This window comes from Pseudomonas sp. TE12508 (genome assembly GCF_056279485.1).
The window spans coordinates 71,061-87,297 of record NZ_JBWCCN010000003.1; the positions used below are offsets into that span (position 1 = coordinate 71,061).

Below are 16,237 nucleotides of genomic sequence, written 5' to 3' on the forward strand. Positions count from 1 at the left end.
TGATCGATCCTGAACCTTGCAAGCGTGATCGGCTCGTGTACGGTAGGCCTCATTCCGCTCGATCAGGAGAGAGCCGTGAAAGATATCACTCAGCTGGCCGCTGAACTTGGCAGACGCTTGCAGGTTCTCAATGCCCACGTCACCACCGCCGAATCCTGTACCGGTGGCGGGATTGCCGAGGCGATCACCCGTATTCCGGGGAGTTCGGCGTGGTTCGAGGCCGGTTATGTCACCTACTCCAACCGCCAGAAAACCCAGCAACTGGATGTCCCGGCCGAGTTGTTTCCAACTGTCGGGGCGGTCAGTCGCGAGGTGGTCGAGGCCATGGTCCGCGGCGCGCAGGAAAAAAGCCGGGCGCGTTTTGCCGTGGCGGTCAGCGGTGTGGCCGGGCCGGATGGCGGTTCGCCGAGCAAGCCCGTGGGCACGGTGTGGCTGGCCTGGGGCGTGGGTGAGCAGGTGTTCAGCGAGGTGCAGTACTTTGCCGGTAACCGTGACGAGGTCCGCCGACAAACGGTGAAGGCCGCGCTAGAGGGGCTGCTGCGCCATGCCGCTGGAGAAATCTCAAATCAGGGGTAGGCGATCCTGAAACGCTGTGGAATAATACTGGCTACTTATACAGGTGTTGGCCGTCAGGCCTTATTGATTACGTGAGGACTTTAATGGACGACAACAAGAAGAAAGCCTTGGCTGCGGCCCTGGGTCAGATCGAACGTCAATTCGGCAAGGGTGCCGTAATGCGTATGGGCGATCAGGACCGTCAGGCGATCCCGGCTATTTCCACTGGCTCTCTGGGTCTGGATATCGCGCTCGGCATTGGCGGTCTGCCAAAAGGCCGTATCGTTGAGATCTACGGTCCTGAATCCTCCGGTAAAACCACCCTGACACTGTCGGTGATCGCCCAGGCTCAAAAAGCCGGCGCGACCTGCGCATTCGTCGACGCCGAACACGCCCTCGACCCTGAGTACGCCGGCAAACTGGGCGTCAACGTCGACGACCTGCTGGTTTCCCAGCCGGACACCGGCGAGCAGGCCCTGGAAATCACCGACATGCTGGTGCGTTCCAACGCGGTAGACGTGATCATCGTCGACTCCGTGGCCGCTCTGGTGCCAAAGGCTGAAATCGAAGGCGAAATGGGCGACATGCACGTGGGCCTGCAAGCCCGTCTGATGTCCCAGGCGCTGCGTAAAATCACCGGTAACATCAAGAACGCCAACTGCCTGGTGATCTTCATCAACCAGATCCGTATGAAAATCGGCGTGATGTTCGGCAGCCCGGAAACCACTACCGGTGGTAACGCGCTGAAGTTCTACGCTTCGGTTCGTCTGGACATCCGCCGTACTGGCGCGGTGAAAGAAGGTGATGAAGTCGTCGGTAGCGAAACCCGCGTCAAGGTTGTGAAGAACAAGGTGGCTTCGCCGTTCCGTCAGGCCGAGTTCCAGATTCTTTACGGCAAGGGCATCTACCTCAACGGTGAGATGATCGACCTGGGTGTTCTGCACGGTTTCGTCGAAAAATCCGGTGCATGGTATGCCTACGAAGGCACCAAGATTGGTCAGGGCAAGGCTAACTCGGCCAAGTTCCTGGCAGACAATCCGGAAATCGCCGCCAAGCTCGAGAAGCAACTGCGTGACAAGTTGCTGACCCCAGCGCCGGACGTCAAAGCATCGCCGGTCAAAGAGACGGCTGATGACCTGGCTGACGCTGATATCTGATTGATCCGATGACCGCCGTACTCGATACACTCGTCGCGGTGCGGCGAACCGCAATGGACCTGCTCGCGCGACGCGAGCACGGTCGAGTCGAGCTGACGCGTAAACTGCGTCAGCGCGGCGCCCTCCCTGAAATGATCGACACAGCACTCGACCGTTTGACGGAAGAGGGCCTGTTGTCCGAATCCCGTTACCTCGAGAGCTTTGTTTCCTATCGTGCCCGTTCCGGTTATGGCCCTTTGCGAATTCGCGAAGAGTTGAGCCAACGCGGCCTGCAACGTATCGATATCGAACTCGCCTTGCGCGAGAGCGGTATCAACTGGCAGGAACAACTGGAAGACACCTGGCGGCGAAAATTCTCCGGGCACTTGCCGATAGACGCCCGGGAACGTGCCAAACAGGGCAGGTTCCTGAGTTATCGGGGATATTCCATGGAAATGATCAGCCGCTTGTTCAGCGGCCGAGGGATGGACGATTGAATGAACGGCTCGCTATTTCGATAGCGGGCCGTTTTTTTTGCCTCACGTTACCTTGGACGGTTCCCGTGTGCGTTGTTGCGCCTGGGGTTTGGACTGGGCCCAGTTTTCCGGCAGGTTGATGTAGTCCACTAGATCCCGCAGACGGCCATGATCACGGGCGTTGAAGGTGAAGGCCAGTCGCGCCAGATGGCTGAACTGTGCTTCGTCGTGCTCCTCACCGCTGTAGGCGTGCTGATGGAAATGGTCACTCAGGCACAGGTCAGCGAATGCCTCCTGCATGTGTTCGAGCGCCCGGTCGCTGAGTTTGTGGTTCATGCGAATCACGAACTGATGCTTGAGCCAGCGGCTGGAGTGGAAGTTGCTGTAGAACTGATTGATCTGCTCCACTGCCTCTTCGGCACTGTAGACCAGGCTCAACAGTTTCATATCGGTTGGCAGGATGTAGCGATTTTCCTCCAGTTGCTGATGAATGAAGTCCAGCGCGCCTTGCCAGAACTTGCCGCCCGGCGCATCCAGTAGCACCACGGGCACCAATGGGCTTTTGCCGGTCTGGATCAGGGTCAGCACTTCCAGCGCTTCATCCAGCGTACCGAAACCGCCTGGGCACAGGACCAGCGCATCGGCCTCCTTGACGAAGAACAGTTTGCGGGTAAAGAAAAAGTGGAAGGGCAGTAGATTCCCGGTGCCATTGACCGTGGGATTGGCATGTTGCTCGAAGGGCAAGGTGATATTGAATCCCAGGCTGTGTTCCAGGCCGGCACCTTCATGAGCCGCCGCCATGATGCCGCCGCCGGCACCGGTGATGACCATCATGTCCGAGCGCGCCAGAGCGGCGCCAAGCTCTCGGGCCAAACCATACAGTGGGTGTTCTATCGGCGTGCGGGCCGAGCCGAAAACAGTGACTTTGCGTCGTCCTTTGAACTGCTCCATCACACGGAAGGCATGTTCGAGTTCGCGCAAGGCTTGCAGGGTGATCTTGGCATTCCAGCGGTTGTGATCTTCCTGGGCCATGCGCAGCACAGTCAGGATCATGTCGCGGTAAATCGGGATGTTGGGGCTGTTGGGTGAAACCAGGTTGAGTTGTTCTTCGACCTTGCTGGTGAGGTCGTGGCCGCTTTCTTGAAAATGACGGCTCAGGAGGTCATTCGGTTGGTAAGGCATTCAACTTCTCCTTCTGCACAGAACCCTTGGCCCGACAAAACAATCGTCGGCGCCGCGACACCCCTTGTGTCGCTGTCTGCCCAAGCCCTTGCCTGGGCGCTCCACCTGACTCGTTTGCAATCGAGCCATCCATACGGGCTCTGCTTATCCCTTGAATGAAAGAAACGTTCGCACAATAAGACACGCAATGGGCAGCCCCTTTTCTGCCCTGAAAAAAACCACATGAACACTTTGAATTTAGACCCTCGCGACGATTTTTGCTGCTTGATCATTGCGCCGCAAAGTCTTTCCTGGCAACCGCTTATTGACGATTTGCAAGGTGCTTTCACCGCTCGTCTGAACGCAAGCCGTATGTCCTGCGCTCTGATTTACTAAGTTACAGGCGTGACACGACAACTTTGCGTCAATGGCAGGACGCAACGTTCAAGCAATTCAGGGATTTTTCGCGTGATCAACGACGATCAATGCGTGCAGGGAGGCGGGAAACCATGCCCAGAGTCACTCTGGAGATCGATGCGCAACTGTATCGATTGCTGAAATTATCGGCCGAGACCAATCATTTGAGTCTCGAGGAGGAGTGCTGCCGGCGTCTGGAGGGCGGGGAGCGACGTTCGCGCTACTTGCAGGCGTTGTTGGCAGAATTGCGCGCCGAGGATGAACAGCGGCGCGCCAATTCCCGTTGATTACTTTTTCTTGGCCGGTGTGGCTTTCGGGCAATCCGATTCCTGGAAGCTTGCAGAGCCGACCGGGCGATTGGTTTTCACTTCGGTGAAGTCATAACGCATGACCGCCCCCTTGGCCATCAGCTTGCGGAACCCGTCGTTTCTGCAGACGGAGGCGCCAAGCTGGAAGTACACGGCTTTCGGATCAGCGCGCATTTTGTCGGCGTGGCTGCTCTGAACGCTCAGATGATTGATCAGCTGATTGCCTTCGACGGTATAACCCTGATCAAGAATGTCTTCGTTGATCGCCCGTGGCGTGCCGACACTGCTTTGTACGGCGACGTTTCGCAGCTCTCTGTTGAGATTCTGCTCACTCAAGGACGCAGCCTGAGCGTTGAAGGACGACGCCAGCAGAATGGCAGCGGTGGGAACGATAAGGCGCAGCATGAAACTCTCCTGGTTCAGTGACTGGTGGTTCGACCAGCCACGTGACTGTGCGTTCAGTGGCGGCGAATTATAGGGGAGCCCGCCTGGACGGTACAGGCTTGCGCTGGCCGCTCTGGTAAACTGCTGGCCTTTATTGCCTTGCCGAGTGCCGTTTGTGTCGAGTTTTCCTGTCTGCCGGTGTTGCCAACGATGAACCACGCCCCCAACGCCGTAGCCCGCTTGCGCGATCAGCGAGAGGAAGAGGGCATCAAGCCGATTCAGGCCCGTGGCTGGCGCGCAACCCGTTGCCGTGCCTGCCGTGTGATCGAGAGTCACTGCCTATGCGCCTGGCGCCCACAGGTCGACACCCGTAGCGGCGTGTGCCTGATCATGACCAATAAAGAAGTGTTCAAGCCAAGCAACACCGGTTGGCTGATTGCCGATGTGGTGCGCGACAACCATGCATTCATCTGGTCGCGCACGGAAGTCGATGAACAACTGCTGGCGCTGTTGGCCGACCCGCAATGGCAACCCTATCTGGTGTTTCCTGGCGAATACGTCGAGCCCGAGCGAGTTACCCACAGCGTCGAGGTTGATAGCATCAAGCGCCCATTGTTCATTCTGCTGGACGCCACCTGGACCGAAGCCCGGAAGATTTTCCGCAAAAGCCCCTATTTTGATGCGTTCCCGATTCTGAGCCTGCTTCCTGAGAAACTTTCACGATACCGATTGCGCAGGTCCACTCGCAGCGAGCACCTGTGCACGGCCGAAGTGGCGGCGCTGTGCCTCGATCTTGCCGGTGATACAGACGCTGCTTCGGCGCTGGACGCTTATTTTGATGTGTTCAGCCAGCATTATCTGGACGCTAAACATCAGCTGGATATGAATGTTGCAACACCGGCCCATGCCGAGCTGATGCCCTTTGTACAGCACGCGGCGCCCGTGATCTGCTGAGCATCGCCCATACTGCAAGGAACCAGGCTCGCTGGCAGGGCCACGCAACTTGACCACCCCGGTTTCGCTGGGCATGCTTGGCGCCGATTAGGGCGCGGCCAAGGTTTGAAACGCTGCTTTTTTTACGTAATTGGCGTTGAACGTGCCCTGTTGGTGCTGCTGCGTGGCTGCACCTCGAGTTGTTTTGGCGAGGCCTGAATGCATCAGGCGTCCCATAAAAAAACAGGATCATTTGAAAAATGGCCACATACGAAATCCTGATTGCCGATGACCACCCTCTTTTTCGTAGCGCCCTGCATCAAGCGTTGACCCTGGGCCTGGGCCCGGATGTCCGTCTGGTGGAAGTGGCGAGCATTGCCGAGCTGGAAACCCGTCTGGACGAAAAGGCCGACTGGGATCTGGTATTGCTGGACCTGAACATGCCGGGGGCTTACGGTTTTTCCGGGTTGGTGCTGTTGCGTGGGCAGTACCCGCAGATTCCGGTGGTGATGGTGTCGGCTCAGGAAGAAGCGTCGATCATGGTGAAATCCCGTGAATTCGGCGCCAGCGGTTTCATTCCCAAGTCCAGTGATTTGAGTGTCATTCAGAAAGCCGTACGCGCGGTGCTGGATGGCGACGTTTTCTGGCCGCCACAGGCCTTTGAAGCGGTGAGCGTTTCCGCCGAAGCCAAAGCCGCCAGCGAGGGCCTTGCCAGCCTGACACCCCAGCAGTTCCGGGTATTGACCATGGTCTGTGAAGGTTTGCTGAACAAGCAGATTGCTTACGAGTTGAGCGTTTCCGAAGCGACGATCAAGGCCCACGTCACGGCCATTTTCCGTAAGCTGAATGTGCGGACCCGGACTCAGGCAGCGCTGCTCTTGCAACAACTTGAGTCAATTTCGAGCAACTAAGGAGCTATGTGTTCACGCTTTTTTGACTTTGCTTAATCTAGCTTTCCCACTCCTTTTTGGTCAGTTGCCTACTCTATGTCACCTTTCAAAGGCCAGACCGGCCTCAAACGCATCCTCAACGCCTCTGGTTACTCCCTGGACGGCCTGCGGGCGGCCTTCACCGGTGAAGCGGCCTTCCGGCAGTTGGTGTTGCTTAATGCCATCCTGATTCCGTTGTCATTCTTCCTCAACGTCAGCCGTGTCGAGCAGGCGCTGCTGATTGCGGTCTGCCTGTTAGCCTTGATCGTCGAGTTGCTCAATTCGGCGGTGGAAGCGGCCATCGACCGCATTTCCCTTGAGTTGCATCCACTGTCCAAGAACGCCAAGGACATGGGCAGCGCTGCTCAATTCGTGGCGTTGAGCATGATCGCGCTAGTGTGGGCGGTGATTCTGCTTTAAGCGATGGTGGGCAGAACGATCTCGTCGCTGCGCTGAACCCCGGCGGTGAACGCGCGGCACAGTTCGAGGAATTCGCGCATCGCCGATGTTTGATATTTTTGTTTGTGCCAGATGAAATAGAACTGTCGCGCCAGGTCCAGATCCGGTGTTTCCACTGGCACCAGGCTGCCGCGGCGGAACGCATCGCGCAGCGCCAGGCGCGAAATGCAGCCAATCCCCAAACCTGATTCCACCGCGCGCTTGATCGCTTCGGTGTGTTCCAGCTCCAGGCGAATGTTCAGCGCGCTGCGATGGTGTCGCATGGCCTGGTCGAACGTCAGCCGTGTGCCCGAGCCTTGTTCGCGGAGAATCCACGCCTCATGACTCAGCTCCTCCATGGTCGCGATGCCACGTTTGGCCAGCGGATGCTGGGGCGCGCAGAACACCACCAGCTCATCTTCGACCCAACTCTGCACTTCGATGTCCGGATGGCTGCAGTCGCCTTCGATTAGACCCAGATCAATTTCATAATGCGCGACCTGTTGCACGATGTTGGCAGTGTTCTGCACATGCAGTTTCACCTGGCTTTCCGGATGACGTTGCATGAAGCTGCCGATCAGCAGGGTGGCGAGGTAATTGCCGATGGTCAGGGTCGCGCCGACCGCCAGGGAGCCGAAACCGGACTTGCCGTTGAGCAAGTCTTCGATCTCCTTGGCCTGATCGAGCAGGGCCACCGCCTGCGGCAACAGTTGTTTGCCGAGGGCGTTGAGGCTCAGCCGTTTGCCGGCGCGATCGAACAGTTGGCAGCTGCACTGACGCTCTAGCTCGGTGATCGAGGTGCTGGCCGCCGATTGCGAGAGGTTGAGCGTTAATGCAGCACGGGATACGCTTTCCTGCTGGGCGACGGCGACGAATACTTGAAGTTGACGGAGAGTAAATCGCATATCGATATAACCGATAACCCTTATCTTAATAATCCAGTTAACAGATATTGTCGCTGCCATTAGAATGCGCTGCAATTGCGCACATCATCGGCGCAGGCAAATCTCCAGGAGTCCCACGTACATGAGCAACATGAACCACGAGCGTGTCCTCAGTGTTCACCACTGGAACGACACTCTGTTCAGCTTCAAGTGCACCCGCGATCCGGGCCTGCGCTTTGAGAACGGTCAGTTCGTGATGATCGGCCTGCAACAGCCCAACGGCCGCCCGCTTATGCGCGCTTACTCGATTGCCAGCCCGAATTGGGAAGAGCATCTCGAGTTCTTCAGCATCAAAGTGCCTGATGGCCCGCTGACTTCCCAGTTGCAGCATCTGAAGGAAGGCGACGAGATCATCATCAGCAAGAAGCCTACCGGCACCTTGGTGCTGGATGACTTGAAGCCTGGCAAACATTTGTACCTGCTCAGCACCGGTACCGGTCTGGCGCCGTTCATGAGCGTCATCCAGGACCCGGAAACCTACGAGCGTTTCGAAAAAGTGATCCTGTGCCACGGCGTGCGTTACGTCAATGAAGTCGCTTACCGCGAGTTCATCACCGAGCACCTGCCGCAGAACGAGTTCTTCGGCGAAGCCCTGCGTGACAAGTTGATCTACTACCCGACCGTGACCCGCGAGCCGTTCGAGAATGAAGGCCGCCTGACCGACCTGATGCGCAGCGGCAAGCTGTTCAGCGACATCGGTCTGCCACCGATCAACCCGCAGGACGACCGCGCCATGCTGTGCGGCAGCCCGAGCATGCTCGACGAAACCAGCGAAGTGTTGAACAGCTTCGGCCTGAAAGTTTCGCCGCGGATGCGCGAGCCGGGTGATTACCTGATCGAGCGTGCGTTCGTCGAGAAGTAAGCCGTTGTTTGGGTGACGCAGAGCGTCACTGGATGCATTCCCACGCGGAGCGTGGGAACGATCAGCCCCCATTGCCTGTGCAGGCAATGGGGGCTTTTTTATGCCTGATTGGATACGGGAATGACTTCGAGGACGCGGATCAGGTCAGGCGTGGGATAATGCCAGCGTACATCCACATCCCAGAACTGCGCTCCGTATTCCCTTTCTGGCGTAGGAATCTGGTACGCCGGGCGTGGGTCTTGTGCCAGGCATTGCTCGATCAGCTCGACCAAGGGCTCATCAAGCCGCTGAGCGTGGCTGTGAGCCTGTTGCAGTGCTGAATCTGTCCACTGCACGGGAATCAGCGATGGCGGGGCGCTGGCGATGCTGTTGGACGCCGTATCGATGATGTCTGCATAAGGCACATAGGGTTTGATGTCGAGCACCGGCGTCCCGTCGAGTAGGTCGATGCCGGAGATCCACAGCCGATTGGCTTCGACTTTGTCCAGTTTGACCACCGATTGACCGATGCCATTGGGTCGATGTGTCGCCCGAGTGGCAAATACGCCCATGGATTTGTTGCCGCCCAGGCGGGGAGGGCGGACTTTCAGGCGTGGTTTTTCTTCCAGGGCCTGATGGAACAGGAACAGCAGCCAGACATGACTGACCTGTTCCAGCCCCTGCACCGCATCACCTTGATCGAACGGCGCCACCAGTTCCAGCACGCCTCGAGCGGCCGGGGCCAGTTGCGGTTGGCGCGGAATGGCGAACTTCTCCTTGAAGCAGGAGCGCACGAAGCCGATGGGGGAAACGCTGTAGGTCATGGTTTGGGGTCGAGGCGGAGTTGAGGTGGGCATGATAACCCGAGCGGTCGCGAGATCGGTGGCGACTGTCAGTCCGTCATCGCGAGCAGGCTCGCTCCCACATTTGATTTGCGGCGGGCACAAATGTTGTGGTCACAGCAGGCCCCTGTGGGAGCGAGCCTGCTCGCGATGGTCGCACCGCCAATCTCAGAGACTGAACCCACCATCCAAAGGAATAATATTCCCAGTCATATACGCGCCAGCCGTACTCGCCAAACTGATCGCCAAGGCAGCCATCTCTTCCTCCCGCCCCCAACGCTTCATCGGAATCAGCGCCGTGTCCTCGGCAAATGCCTGCTCATCATTGCCAATGTGCTGCGTCATCTTGCTCGGGAACCGTCCCGGTGCAATCACATTGACGTTGATGTGTTGGCTCACCAGCTCCCGCGCCAGAATCCGCGACAGTTGATGCAGGGCAGCCTTGCTCGGGCCGTAGGCATACGCCTGTTCGCCGAAGGATGAAATCCCGGCGACCGAACCAATGTTGATGATCCGTGCCGGATTCGCCGCCGAACCGGCCTTGCGCAGCAGCGGCAGAAATTGCTGGATGCAGTTGAACACCGAGGTCACGTTGAGCTGCATGACCTTTTCCCAGCCCTTGACCGGGTAACTCTCCAGCGGCGCGCCCCAGGTGGTGCCGGCGTTGTTCACCAGAATATCCAGCTGACCGATCTGCTCACTCAGGTGCGCAGCCAATTGCTGGACGCCTTCTTCGTGGGCCAGATTGGCAGCTACCGCGTGACAAACCCCGAAGGCACTCAGTTCCTTGGCAGTTTGCTGGCAGGCGTCGGCATCGCGGGCACACACGTACACAGTGGCGCCAGCCTCGACATAAGCCTTGGCGATCATTCTGCCGATACCGCGGGTGCCGCCGGTCACCAGAGCGGTGCGGCCTTGCAGGGAAAAGTAGGGATGCATAGGGCGAGTCCTGAGGGCAAAGGGTCAGTACACCCTAGCCGTCAGCCGCCAGAAGCGGAGCCACTATTTTTGCGAGGAATGAGCGGCCATATAGCCCTGTAGGAGCTGTGTAGGAGCTGTCGAGCTCCTACACAGCGTTCACAGATCAGATCCGTCCCGCACGTTACTGCGGGCGAACGCGCAGGGTCAGACCCTTGAGGAAATTGCGCAGCAACTGGTCGCCGCAGGTGCGGTAGTTGGTGTGGCCGAACTTGCGGAACAGCGCGCTCAGCTCAGGCTTGGACACCGGGAACTCGGCGGCCTTGAGGATCGCGTGCATGTCGTCTTCTTTCAGTTCGAAGGCTACGCGCAGTTTTTTCAGGATGATGTTGTTGGTCACCGGCACTTCGATCGGCTGCGGCGGACGGCTTTCGTCCTTGCCGCGCTTGAAGATCACCAGGCCATCGAGGAAATGCGCCATGACCTCGTCCGGGCAGCGTACGAAGCCTTCCTCGTCTTCCTCTTTCTTGTCGAGGTACGTCAGCAGGTCTTCCATGGACACGTCCATGCCGCCGAGCTTGATGATCTCGATGACTTTCTTGTCGCTGATGTCGAGCATGTAGCGCACGCTGCGCAGTACGTCGTTATGAATCATGGTGTGCAGTCCTGATATTCAGCAGTGGGCGTCGCATAAGCCGCGGCGCCGAAATGTATGGCGGCGTGAAAAGTCTTAGAACTTCTCTTTGCCGGACAGGTAGCGCCATTGCCCCAACGGCACTTTGCCGATGGACACGCCGCCGATGCGGATGCGGCGGATGGCGACGACCTTCAGGCCCACGGCCTGGCAAAACAGGGCGATCACGCCCGGTTGTGGGTTCTTCATCGCAAAACGCAGACGGTTTTCGTTCTGCCAGCTGGCTTTGACCGGCGGCAGTTCCTTGCCCTTGTAGGTCAGGCCATGGTTCAGGCGGTTGAGGCCGTGAGCCACCATGTCGCCTTCAACTTCCACCACGTATTCCTGCTCGATTTTGGCGGAGTCGGCGGTGAGTTTGCGCAGGATCTTCCAGTCCTGGGTGAACACCAGCAGACCGCTGGCATTGGCCTGCAGATCGGTACTGGCGGTCAGGCGCAGAAAGTGGCCCTTGAGCGGGCGTTTGCCGTAGCGGTGTTCTTCGCTCAGGGTCTCGGCGCTGATGGTCGCCATGGCCGTTTCCGCGTCCATGCCCGCAGGGACGTTGAACAGAATGGTCACCGGCTCCGGCGCAGTGGCCTTGGCCTCTGGGTCGAGCTCGACTTTTTGGGTGTCGACCTTGAACTGCGGCTCGTCGATGACTTCGCCGTCCACGGTGACCCAGCCGCCCTCGATGAACAGCTCAGCCTCCCGACGGGAACAGCCGACGAGTTCGATGAGGCGTTTGGAGAGACGAATCGGGTCAGTCATGACAGGGCCGTAACAAAAAAAGGGTGGGCATTGTACCTGCTGGGCGCCGGTTAATCCCGGCTCCATTTGCGCAGTATCGTTTTTTGTGGGAGTTGGCTTGCCTGCGATGCAGACGACGCGGTATGTCAGTTGCACCGAGGTGATGCAATCGCAGGCAAGCCAGTTCCCACATTTGTTCTATGGTGTGTCAGCCATTACGCGTCAGTTGTTGAGATTGACGTAAGCGCATGTGCAGCAACGGATACGGCTGACCCATACCGTCGTGCTCGGAGCGACCGATCACCTCAAAACCCTGCTTGAAGTAAAACCCCAAGGCCTGCGGATTTTGCTCGTTGACGTCCAGCTCATCGGCGTTCAGGTGTTCCAGGGCATAGCGCAGCAATTGCTTGCCCAGGCCTTTGCCACGATGCGCCGGGTCGATGAAGAGCATTTCGACCTTGCCCGCCGCCACGCCGGCGAACCCGGTGATGCGCTGGCGTGAGTCTTTGGTACAGATCAGCATCACCGCGTCGAGGTAGCGGGTCAGCACCAGATTCTTCAGCAGGTCGATGTAGCTGTCGGGCAGAAAGTCATGGGTGGCGCGCACCGAGGCTTCCCACACTTGGGTGAGTTCTTCGTAGTCGCTCTGTTTCGGTGTGTGAATGACCGAGTGTTGGCGCATGCCCGCTGGCCTCTCTTCCGTGGAGTTCTTTCTCTCACAAAACGATAGACGTAAAAAAGCCCCGCATCTCGTCAAGAGAGCGGGGCTTTTTACATTTTTTGCGTTTAGATCTGTTCAGCCCACAGGTCGTATTCGTCGGCGTCGGTCACTTTGCACCAGACTTTGTCGCCTGGTTTCAAGTTGCTGCCGTTGTCGATGAACACGTTGCCGTCGATCTCCGGGGCATCGAAGAAGCAGCGGCCGACCGCGCCTTGCTCGTCGACTTCATCGACCAGCACTTCGATTTCACGGCCGATGCGCATTTGCAGGCGCGCCGAGCTGATGGCCTGCTGGTGCGCCATGAAGCGGTCCCAACGGTCTTGCTTGACGTCGTCCGGCACAATGGCCGCGTCCAGCAGGTTGGCCGGTGCACCTTCGACCGGCGAGTACTGGAAGCAGCCAACGCGGTCCAGCTGGGCTTCGGTCAGCCAGTTCAGCAGGTACTGGAAGTCTTCTTCGGTTTCGCCAGGGAAGCCGACGATGAAGGTCGAACGGATGATCAGGTCCGGGCAGATTTCGCGCCAGTTCTTGATTCGTGCCAGGGTCTTGTCTTCGAAGGCCGGGCGTTTCATGGCTTTCAGGACTTTCGGGCTGGCGTGCTGGAACGGGATGTCCAGGTACGGCAGGATTTTCCCGGCGGCCATCAGCGGGATCAGCTCGTCGACGTGCGGGTACGGGTAAACGTAGTGCAGACGCACCCAGACACCGAGGGTGCTCAGGGCTTCGCAGAGTTCGGTCATGCGGGTTTTCACCGGCGCGCCGTTCCAGAAGCCGGTGCGGTATTTCACATCGACGCCGTAGGCGCTGGTGTCTTGCGAGATCACCAACAGCTCTTTGACGCCGGCCTTGACCAGGCGCTGAGCCTCGTCAAGCACGTCGCCGACCGGGCGACTGACCAGTTTGCCGCGCATCGACGGGATGATGCAGAAGCTGCAGCTGTGGTTGCAGCCTTCGGAAATCTTCAGGTAGGCGTAGTGGCGCGGGGTCAGCTTAATGCCTTGCGGCGGCACCAGGTCAATCAGCGGGTTGTGATCCTGGCGCGGCGGCACGGCGTCGTGCACGGCGTTGACCACTTGCTCGTACTGCTGCGGACCGGTCACGGCCAGCACGCTTGGGTGTACGTTGCGGATGTTGCCTTCTTCGACGCCCATGCAGCCGGTCACGATGACCTTGCCGTTTTCCTTGATGGCTTCGCCGATCACTTCCAAAGACTCTGCCTTGGCCGAGTCGATGAAGCCGCAGGTGTTGACCACCACGACATCGGCGTCCTGATAGGTGGACACAACGTCATAGCCTTCCATGCGCAGCTGGGTAAGGATGCGCTCGGAGTCGACCAGTGCTTTCGGGCAACCCAGGGATACGAAGCCAACCTTTGGATTGGCCGGCGCAGGAGTGGTGGACATGTCTAACCTCGGTATTTGGGACGCCTCCAGCCGAAGTCGGCAAGGCGACAGACGGACGCTATGTTGCGTCTCTGGTCAAAAAGTGCGCAATTCTAGCGATGAGAGGCGCACTTGACCAGCTTTATGCAGGGAAATACGACGAGTGCTGCGCTATGCTTCGCGCCGTTACGCTTTACCGATTTTCTATAGTCAATAAAACGTCTGTAACAACACGTAAAACAGCGCATGCTGCGCCACAAAGCATAGTGCTTTTTATAAGAAGTCCGAGTCTGAGCAGTAGGAGTTTTTGGATGGGGCAGGCAAGTAGTCAGGTGGCGGCCAACGAGCATTCGGCGGCGAAGCCGATCGGCATGCTGGTCGCAGCAGTCGGGGTAGTTTATGGCGATATCGGCACGAGCCCGCTGTACACCCTCAAAGAAGTGTTTTCCGGTGGCTATGGCGTGCCGGTCAACCATGACGGCGTGCTGGGCATTCTGGCGCTGATCTTCTGGTCGCTGATCTGGGTCGTCTCGATCAAATACATGATGTTCGTGCTGCGTGCCGACAACCAGGGTGAGGGCGGAATCATGGCTTTGACCGCGCTGGCGCGGCGGGCAGCGGCGGGGCATGCGAAGTTGCGTACCTTGCTGGTGGTCTGCGGGCTGATCGGCGCGGCGCTGTTCTATGGCGACAGCATGATCACCCCGGCGATTTCCGTCCTCTCGGCGATTGAAGGCCTTGGGCTGGCATTCGAGGGCATCGACCATTGGGTGGTGCCGCTGTCGTTGATCGTGCTGGTGGCATTGTTCCTGATTCAGCGTCACGGTACGGCGCGGATCGGCATTCTGTTCGGGCCAATCATGGTCACCTGGTTTCTGGTGCTGGGCGCGCTGGGCGTGTATGGCATCAGTCAGCATCCGGAAGTGTTGCAGGCGATGAATCCGGTGTGGGGCGTGCGCTTCTTCATGGTCCACCCGGGCATGGGGATCGCGATTCTTGGCGCTGTGGTGCTGGCATTGACCGGTGCCGAGGCGTTGTACGCCGACATGGGCCACTTCGGTCGCAAGCCGATCGCCCGGGCCTGGTTCATTCTGGTGCTGCCGGCCTTGGTGCTGAACTACTTCGGTCAGGGCGCGTTGCTGCTCGGTGATCCGGAAGCCGCCCGTAACCCTTTCTACTTGTTGGCACCAAGCTGGGCGCTGATTCCGTTGGTGGGGTTGTCGACCCTGGCCACGGTAATTGCCTCTCAGGCGGTGATTTCTGGTGCGTTCTCCCTGACTCGTCAGGCGATCCAGCTCGGCTACATTCCGCGCATGCACATCCAGCACACGTCCAGTGCCGAGCAAGGCCAGATCTACATTGGCGCGGTGAATTGGGCGCTGATGGTTGGCGTGATCCTGCTGGTGCTGGGCTTCGAGTCCTCCGGCGCGTTGGCTTCGGCCTACGGCGTGGCGGTGACTGGCACGATGCTGATGACCACCATCCTGGTGTCGGCGGTGATGCTGCTGCTGTGGAAGTGGCCACCGATCCTCGCTGTTCCGGTGTTGCTGGGTTTCCTGTTGGTAGACGGTCTGTACTTCGCCGCCAACGTGCCGAAAATCATTCAGGGCGGTGCGTTCCCGGTGATTGCCGGTATCGTGCTGTTCGTGTTGATGACCACCTGGAAACGCGGCAAGCAACTGCTGGTGGAGCGAATGGACGAGGGCGGGTTGCCGCTGCCGATCTTCATCAGCAGCATCCGCGTGCAACCGCCGCATCGGGTCCAGGGCACGGCGGTGTTCCTCTCCGCCCGTCCGGACGCCGTGCCTCACGCGCTGTTGCACAACCTGCTGCATAACCAGGTGCTGCACGAGCAAGTAGTGTTGCTGACAGTGGTGTACGAAGACATCCCGCGCGTCCCGCCGCAACGGCGTTTCGCGGTCGATTCCTATGGCGAAGGGTTCTTCCGGGTGATCCTGCACTTCGGCTTCACCGACGAGCCGGACGTGCCTGAGGCCTTGAAACTGTGCCATCTGGATGACCTGAATTTCAGCCCGATGCGCACTACCTACTTCCTCAGCCGCGAGACGGTTATTGCCTCCAAACTCGAAGGCATGGCCCGCTGGCGCGAGACGTTGTTCGCCTTCATGTTGAAGAATGCCAACGGTAATCTGCGGTTCTTCAATTTGCCGTTGAACCGGGTGATTGAGCTGGGTACACAGGTCGAGATGTAAGCCACAACGAAAAGCCCCCGTTGCCATGAAGGTAGCGGGGGCTTTTTTGTGTCCGATGACTTGAGTCCACTGACAATCCCCTGTGGGAGCGAGCTGTGGCGAGGGGGCTTGCCCCCGTTGGGCTGCGAAGCAGTCCCCAAATCTCTGATGTACCAAAAATTTGGTGAGTGCTACGCACTCAAACGGGGGCAAGCCCCCTCGCCACAGCTCGCTCCCACA

18 protein-coding genes are annotated in these 16,237 nt (G+C 58.7%); 9 read left to right on the forward strand and 9 right to left on the reverse strand.

All coding sequences use genetic code 11. The features are described 5' to 3' along the window. The first annotated feature begins 75 nt into the window (after positions 1-75). From ACZ9IM_RS04645 to recX, 3 genes are all read left to right on the forward strand, one after another. Entirely contained in the window at positions 76-576 is a 501-nt protein-coding gene (locus ACZ9IM_RS04645) for a CinA family protein (protein WP_008072702.1), read from the forward strand. An 83-nt stretch (positions 577-659) separates the two neighbouring features. Further along, positions 660-1,712, forward strand: a complete 1,053-nt coding sequence (recA, locus tag ACZ9IM_RS04650; RefSeq protein ID WP_007907270.1) for a recombinase RecA — start codon at positions 660-662, stop codon at positions 1,710-1,712. Between the two features lie 8 nt (positions 1,713-1,720). Then, positions 1,721-2,188 carry a recombination regulator RecX gene (recX, locus tag ACZ9IM_RS04655; RefSeq protein WP_201114285.1) on the forward strand — a complete coding sequence of 156 codons (468 nt, stop codon included), beginning with the start codon at positions 1,721-1,723 and terminating at the stop codon, positions 2,186-2,188. A gap of 42 nt (positions 2,189-2,230) precedes the next feature. Here recX and ACZ9IM_RS04660 read toward each other — a convergent pair whose 3' ends face one another. Further along, positions 2,231-3,349 carry an LOG family protein gene (locus ACZ9IM_RS04660; RefSeq protein ID WP_427626097.1) on the reverse strand — a complete coding sequence of 373 codons (1,119 nt, stop codon included), beginning with the start codon at positions 3,347-3,349 and terminating at the stop codon, positions 2,231-2,233. Positions 3,350-3,837: 488 nt separating this feature from the next. Here ACZ9IM_RS04660 and ACZ9IM_RS04665 point away from each other — a divergent pair, with 488 nt between their 5' ends. After that, positions 3,838-4,032, forward strand: coding sequence for a hypothetical protein (locus tag ACZ9IM_RS04665; protein WP_007907277.1), 195 nt, complete (start codon positions 3,838-3,840; stop codon positions 4,030-4,032). Here the strand turns inward: ACZ9IM_RS04665 and ACZ9IM_RS04670 are convergent, their stop codons facing one another. Continuing rightward, positions 4,033-4,458, reverse strand: coding sequence for a PA3611 family quorum-sensing-regulated virulence factor (locus tag ACZ9IM_RS04670; protein WP_008072709.1), 426 nt, complete (start codon positions 4,456-4,458; stop codon positions 4,033-4,035). Positions 4,459-4,647: 189 nt separating this feature from the next. Between ACZ9IM_RS04670 and ACZ9IM_RS04675 the strand changes: the two genes are divergently transcribed. The 3 genes from ACZ9IM_RS04675 (at position 4,648) to ACZ9IM_RS04685 (ending at position 6,719) form a co-directional block, all read left to right on the forward strand. Beyond that, entirely contained in the window at positions 4,648-5,391 is a 744-nt protein-coding gene (locus ACZ9IM_RS04675; protein WP_427626096.1) for a tRNA-uridine aminocarboxypropyltransferase, read from the forward strand. 239 nt (positions 5,392-5,630) lie between these two features. After that, entirely contained in the window at positions 5,631-6,281 is a 651-nt protein-coding gene (gene erdR / locus ACZ9IM_RS04680) for a response regulator transcription factor ErdR (protein WP_007907284.1), read from the forward strand. Between the two features lie 75 nt (positions 6,282-6,356). Then, a complete protein-coding gene (locus tag ACZ9IM_RS04685) occupies positions 6,357-6,719 on the forward strand; it encodes a diacylglycerol kinase (protein WP_007907286.1) in 363 nt (120 codons plus the stop codon). On the opposite strand, the gene ACZ9IM_RS04690 is transcribed toward ACZ9IM_RS04685, so the two are convergent. Continuing rightward, positions 6,716-7,642: a LysR family transcriptional regulator gene (locus tag ACZ9IM_RS04690; RefSeq protein ID WP_007907288.1), complete on the reverse strand. Its 927-nt coding sequence runs from the start codon at positions 7,640-7,642 to the stop codon at positions 6,716-6,718. The genes ACZ9IM_RS04685 and ACZ9IM_RS04690 overlap by 4 nt on opposite strands. A gap of 121 nt (positions 7,643-7,763) precedes the next feature. Between ACZ9IM_RS04690 and fpr the strand changes: the two genes are divergently transcribed. Further along, positions 7,764-8,543 carry a ferredoxin-NADP reductase gene (gene fpr / locus ACZ9IM_RS04695; protein ID WP_003443014.1) on the forward strand — a complete coding sequence of 260 codons (780 nt, stop codon included), beginning with the start codon at positions 7,764-7,766 and terminating at the stop codon, positions 8,541-8,543. Between the two features lie 98 nt (positions 8,544-8,641). Here fpr and tsaA read toward each other — a convergent pair whose 3' ends face one another. The 6 genes from tsaA to rimO form a co-directional block, all read right to left on the reverse strand. Beyond that, complete coding sequence (gene tsaA / locus ACZ9IM_RS04700) at positions 8,642-9,346, reverse strand: tRNA (N6-threonylcarbamoyladenosine(37)-N6)-methyltransferase TrmO (protein WP_427626094.1); 705 nt, start codon at positions 9,344-9,346, stop codon at positions 8,642-8,644. A gap of 186 nt (positions 9,347-9,532) precedes the next feature. Beyond that, positions 9,533-10,303 carry an SDR family oxidoreductase gene (locus ACZ9IM_RS04705; RefSeq protein WP_476223459.1) on the reverse strand — a complete coding sequence of 257 codons (771 nt, stop codon included), beginning with the start codon at positions 10,301-10,303 and terminating at the stop codon, positions 9,533-9,535. Positions 10,304-10,466: 163 nt separating this feature from the next. Beyond that, a complete protein-coding gene (locus ACZ9IM_RS04710; RefSeq protein WP_008010137.1) occupies positions 10,467-10,937 on the reverse strand; it encodes a YehS family protein in 471 nt (156 codons plus the stop codon). A gap of 75 nt (positions 10,938-11,012) precedes the next feature. After that, positions 11,013-11,723: an rRNA pseudouridine synthase gene (locus ACZ9IM_RS04715; RefSeq protein WP_008072721.1), complete on the reverse strand. Its 711-nt coding sequence runs from the start codon at positions 11,721-11,723 to the stop codon at positions 11,013-11,015. A gap of 187 nt (positions 11,724-11,910) precedes the next feature. Then, complete coding sequence (locus tag ACZ9IM_RS04720; protein WP_427626091.1) at positions 11,911-12,384, reverse strand: GNAT family N-acetyltransferase; 474 nt, start codon at positions 12,382-12,384, stop codon at positions 11,911-11,913. Between the two features lie 104 nt (positions 12,385-12,488). Continuing rightward, entirely contained in the window at positions 12,489-13,826 is a 1,338-nt protein-coding gene (gene rimO, locus ACZ9IM_RS04725) for a 30S ribosomal protein S12 methylthiotransferase RimO (RefSeq protein ID WP_123499342.1), read from the reverse strand. A 290-nt stretch (positions 13,827-14,116) separates the two neighbouring features. Between rimO and ACZ9IM_RS04730 the strand changes: the two genes are divergently transcribed. After that, entirely contained in the window at positions 14,117-16,018 is a 1,902-nt protein-coding gene (locus tag ACZ9IM_RS04730; protein ID WP_476223460.1) for a potassium transporter Kup, read from the forward strand. Positions 16,019-16,237 lie beyond the last annotated feature (219 nt).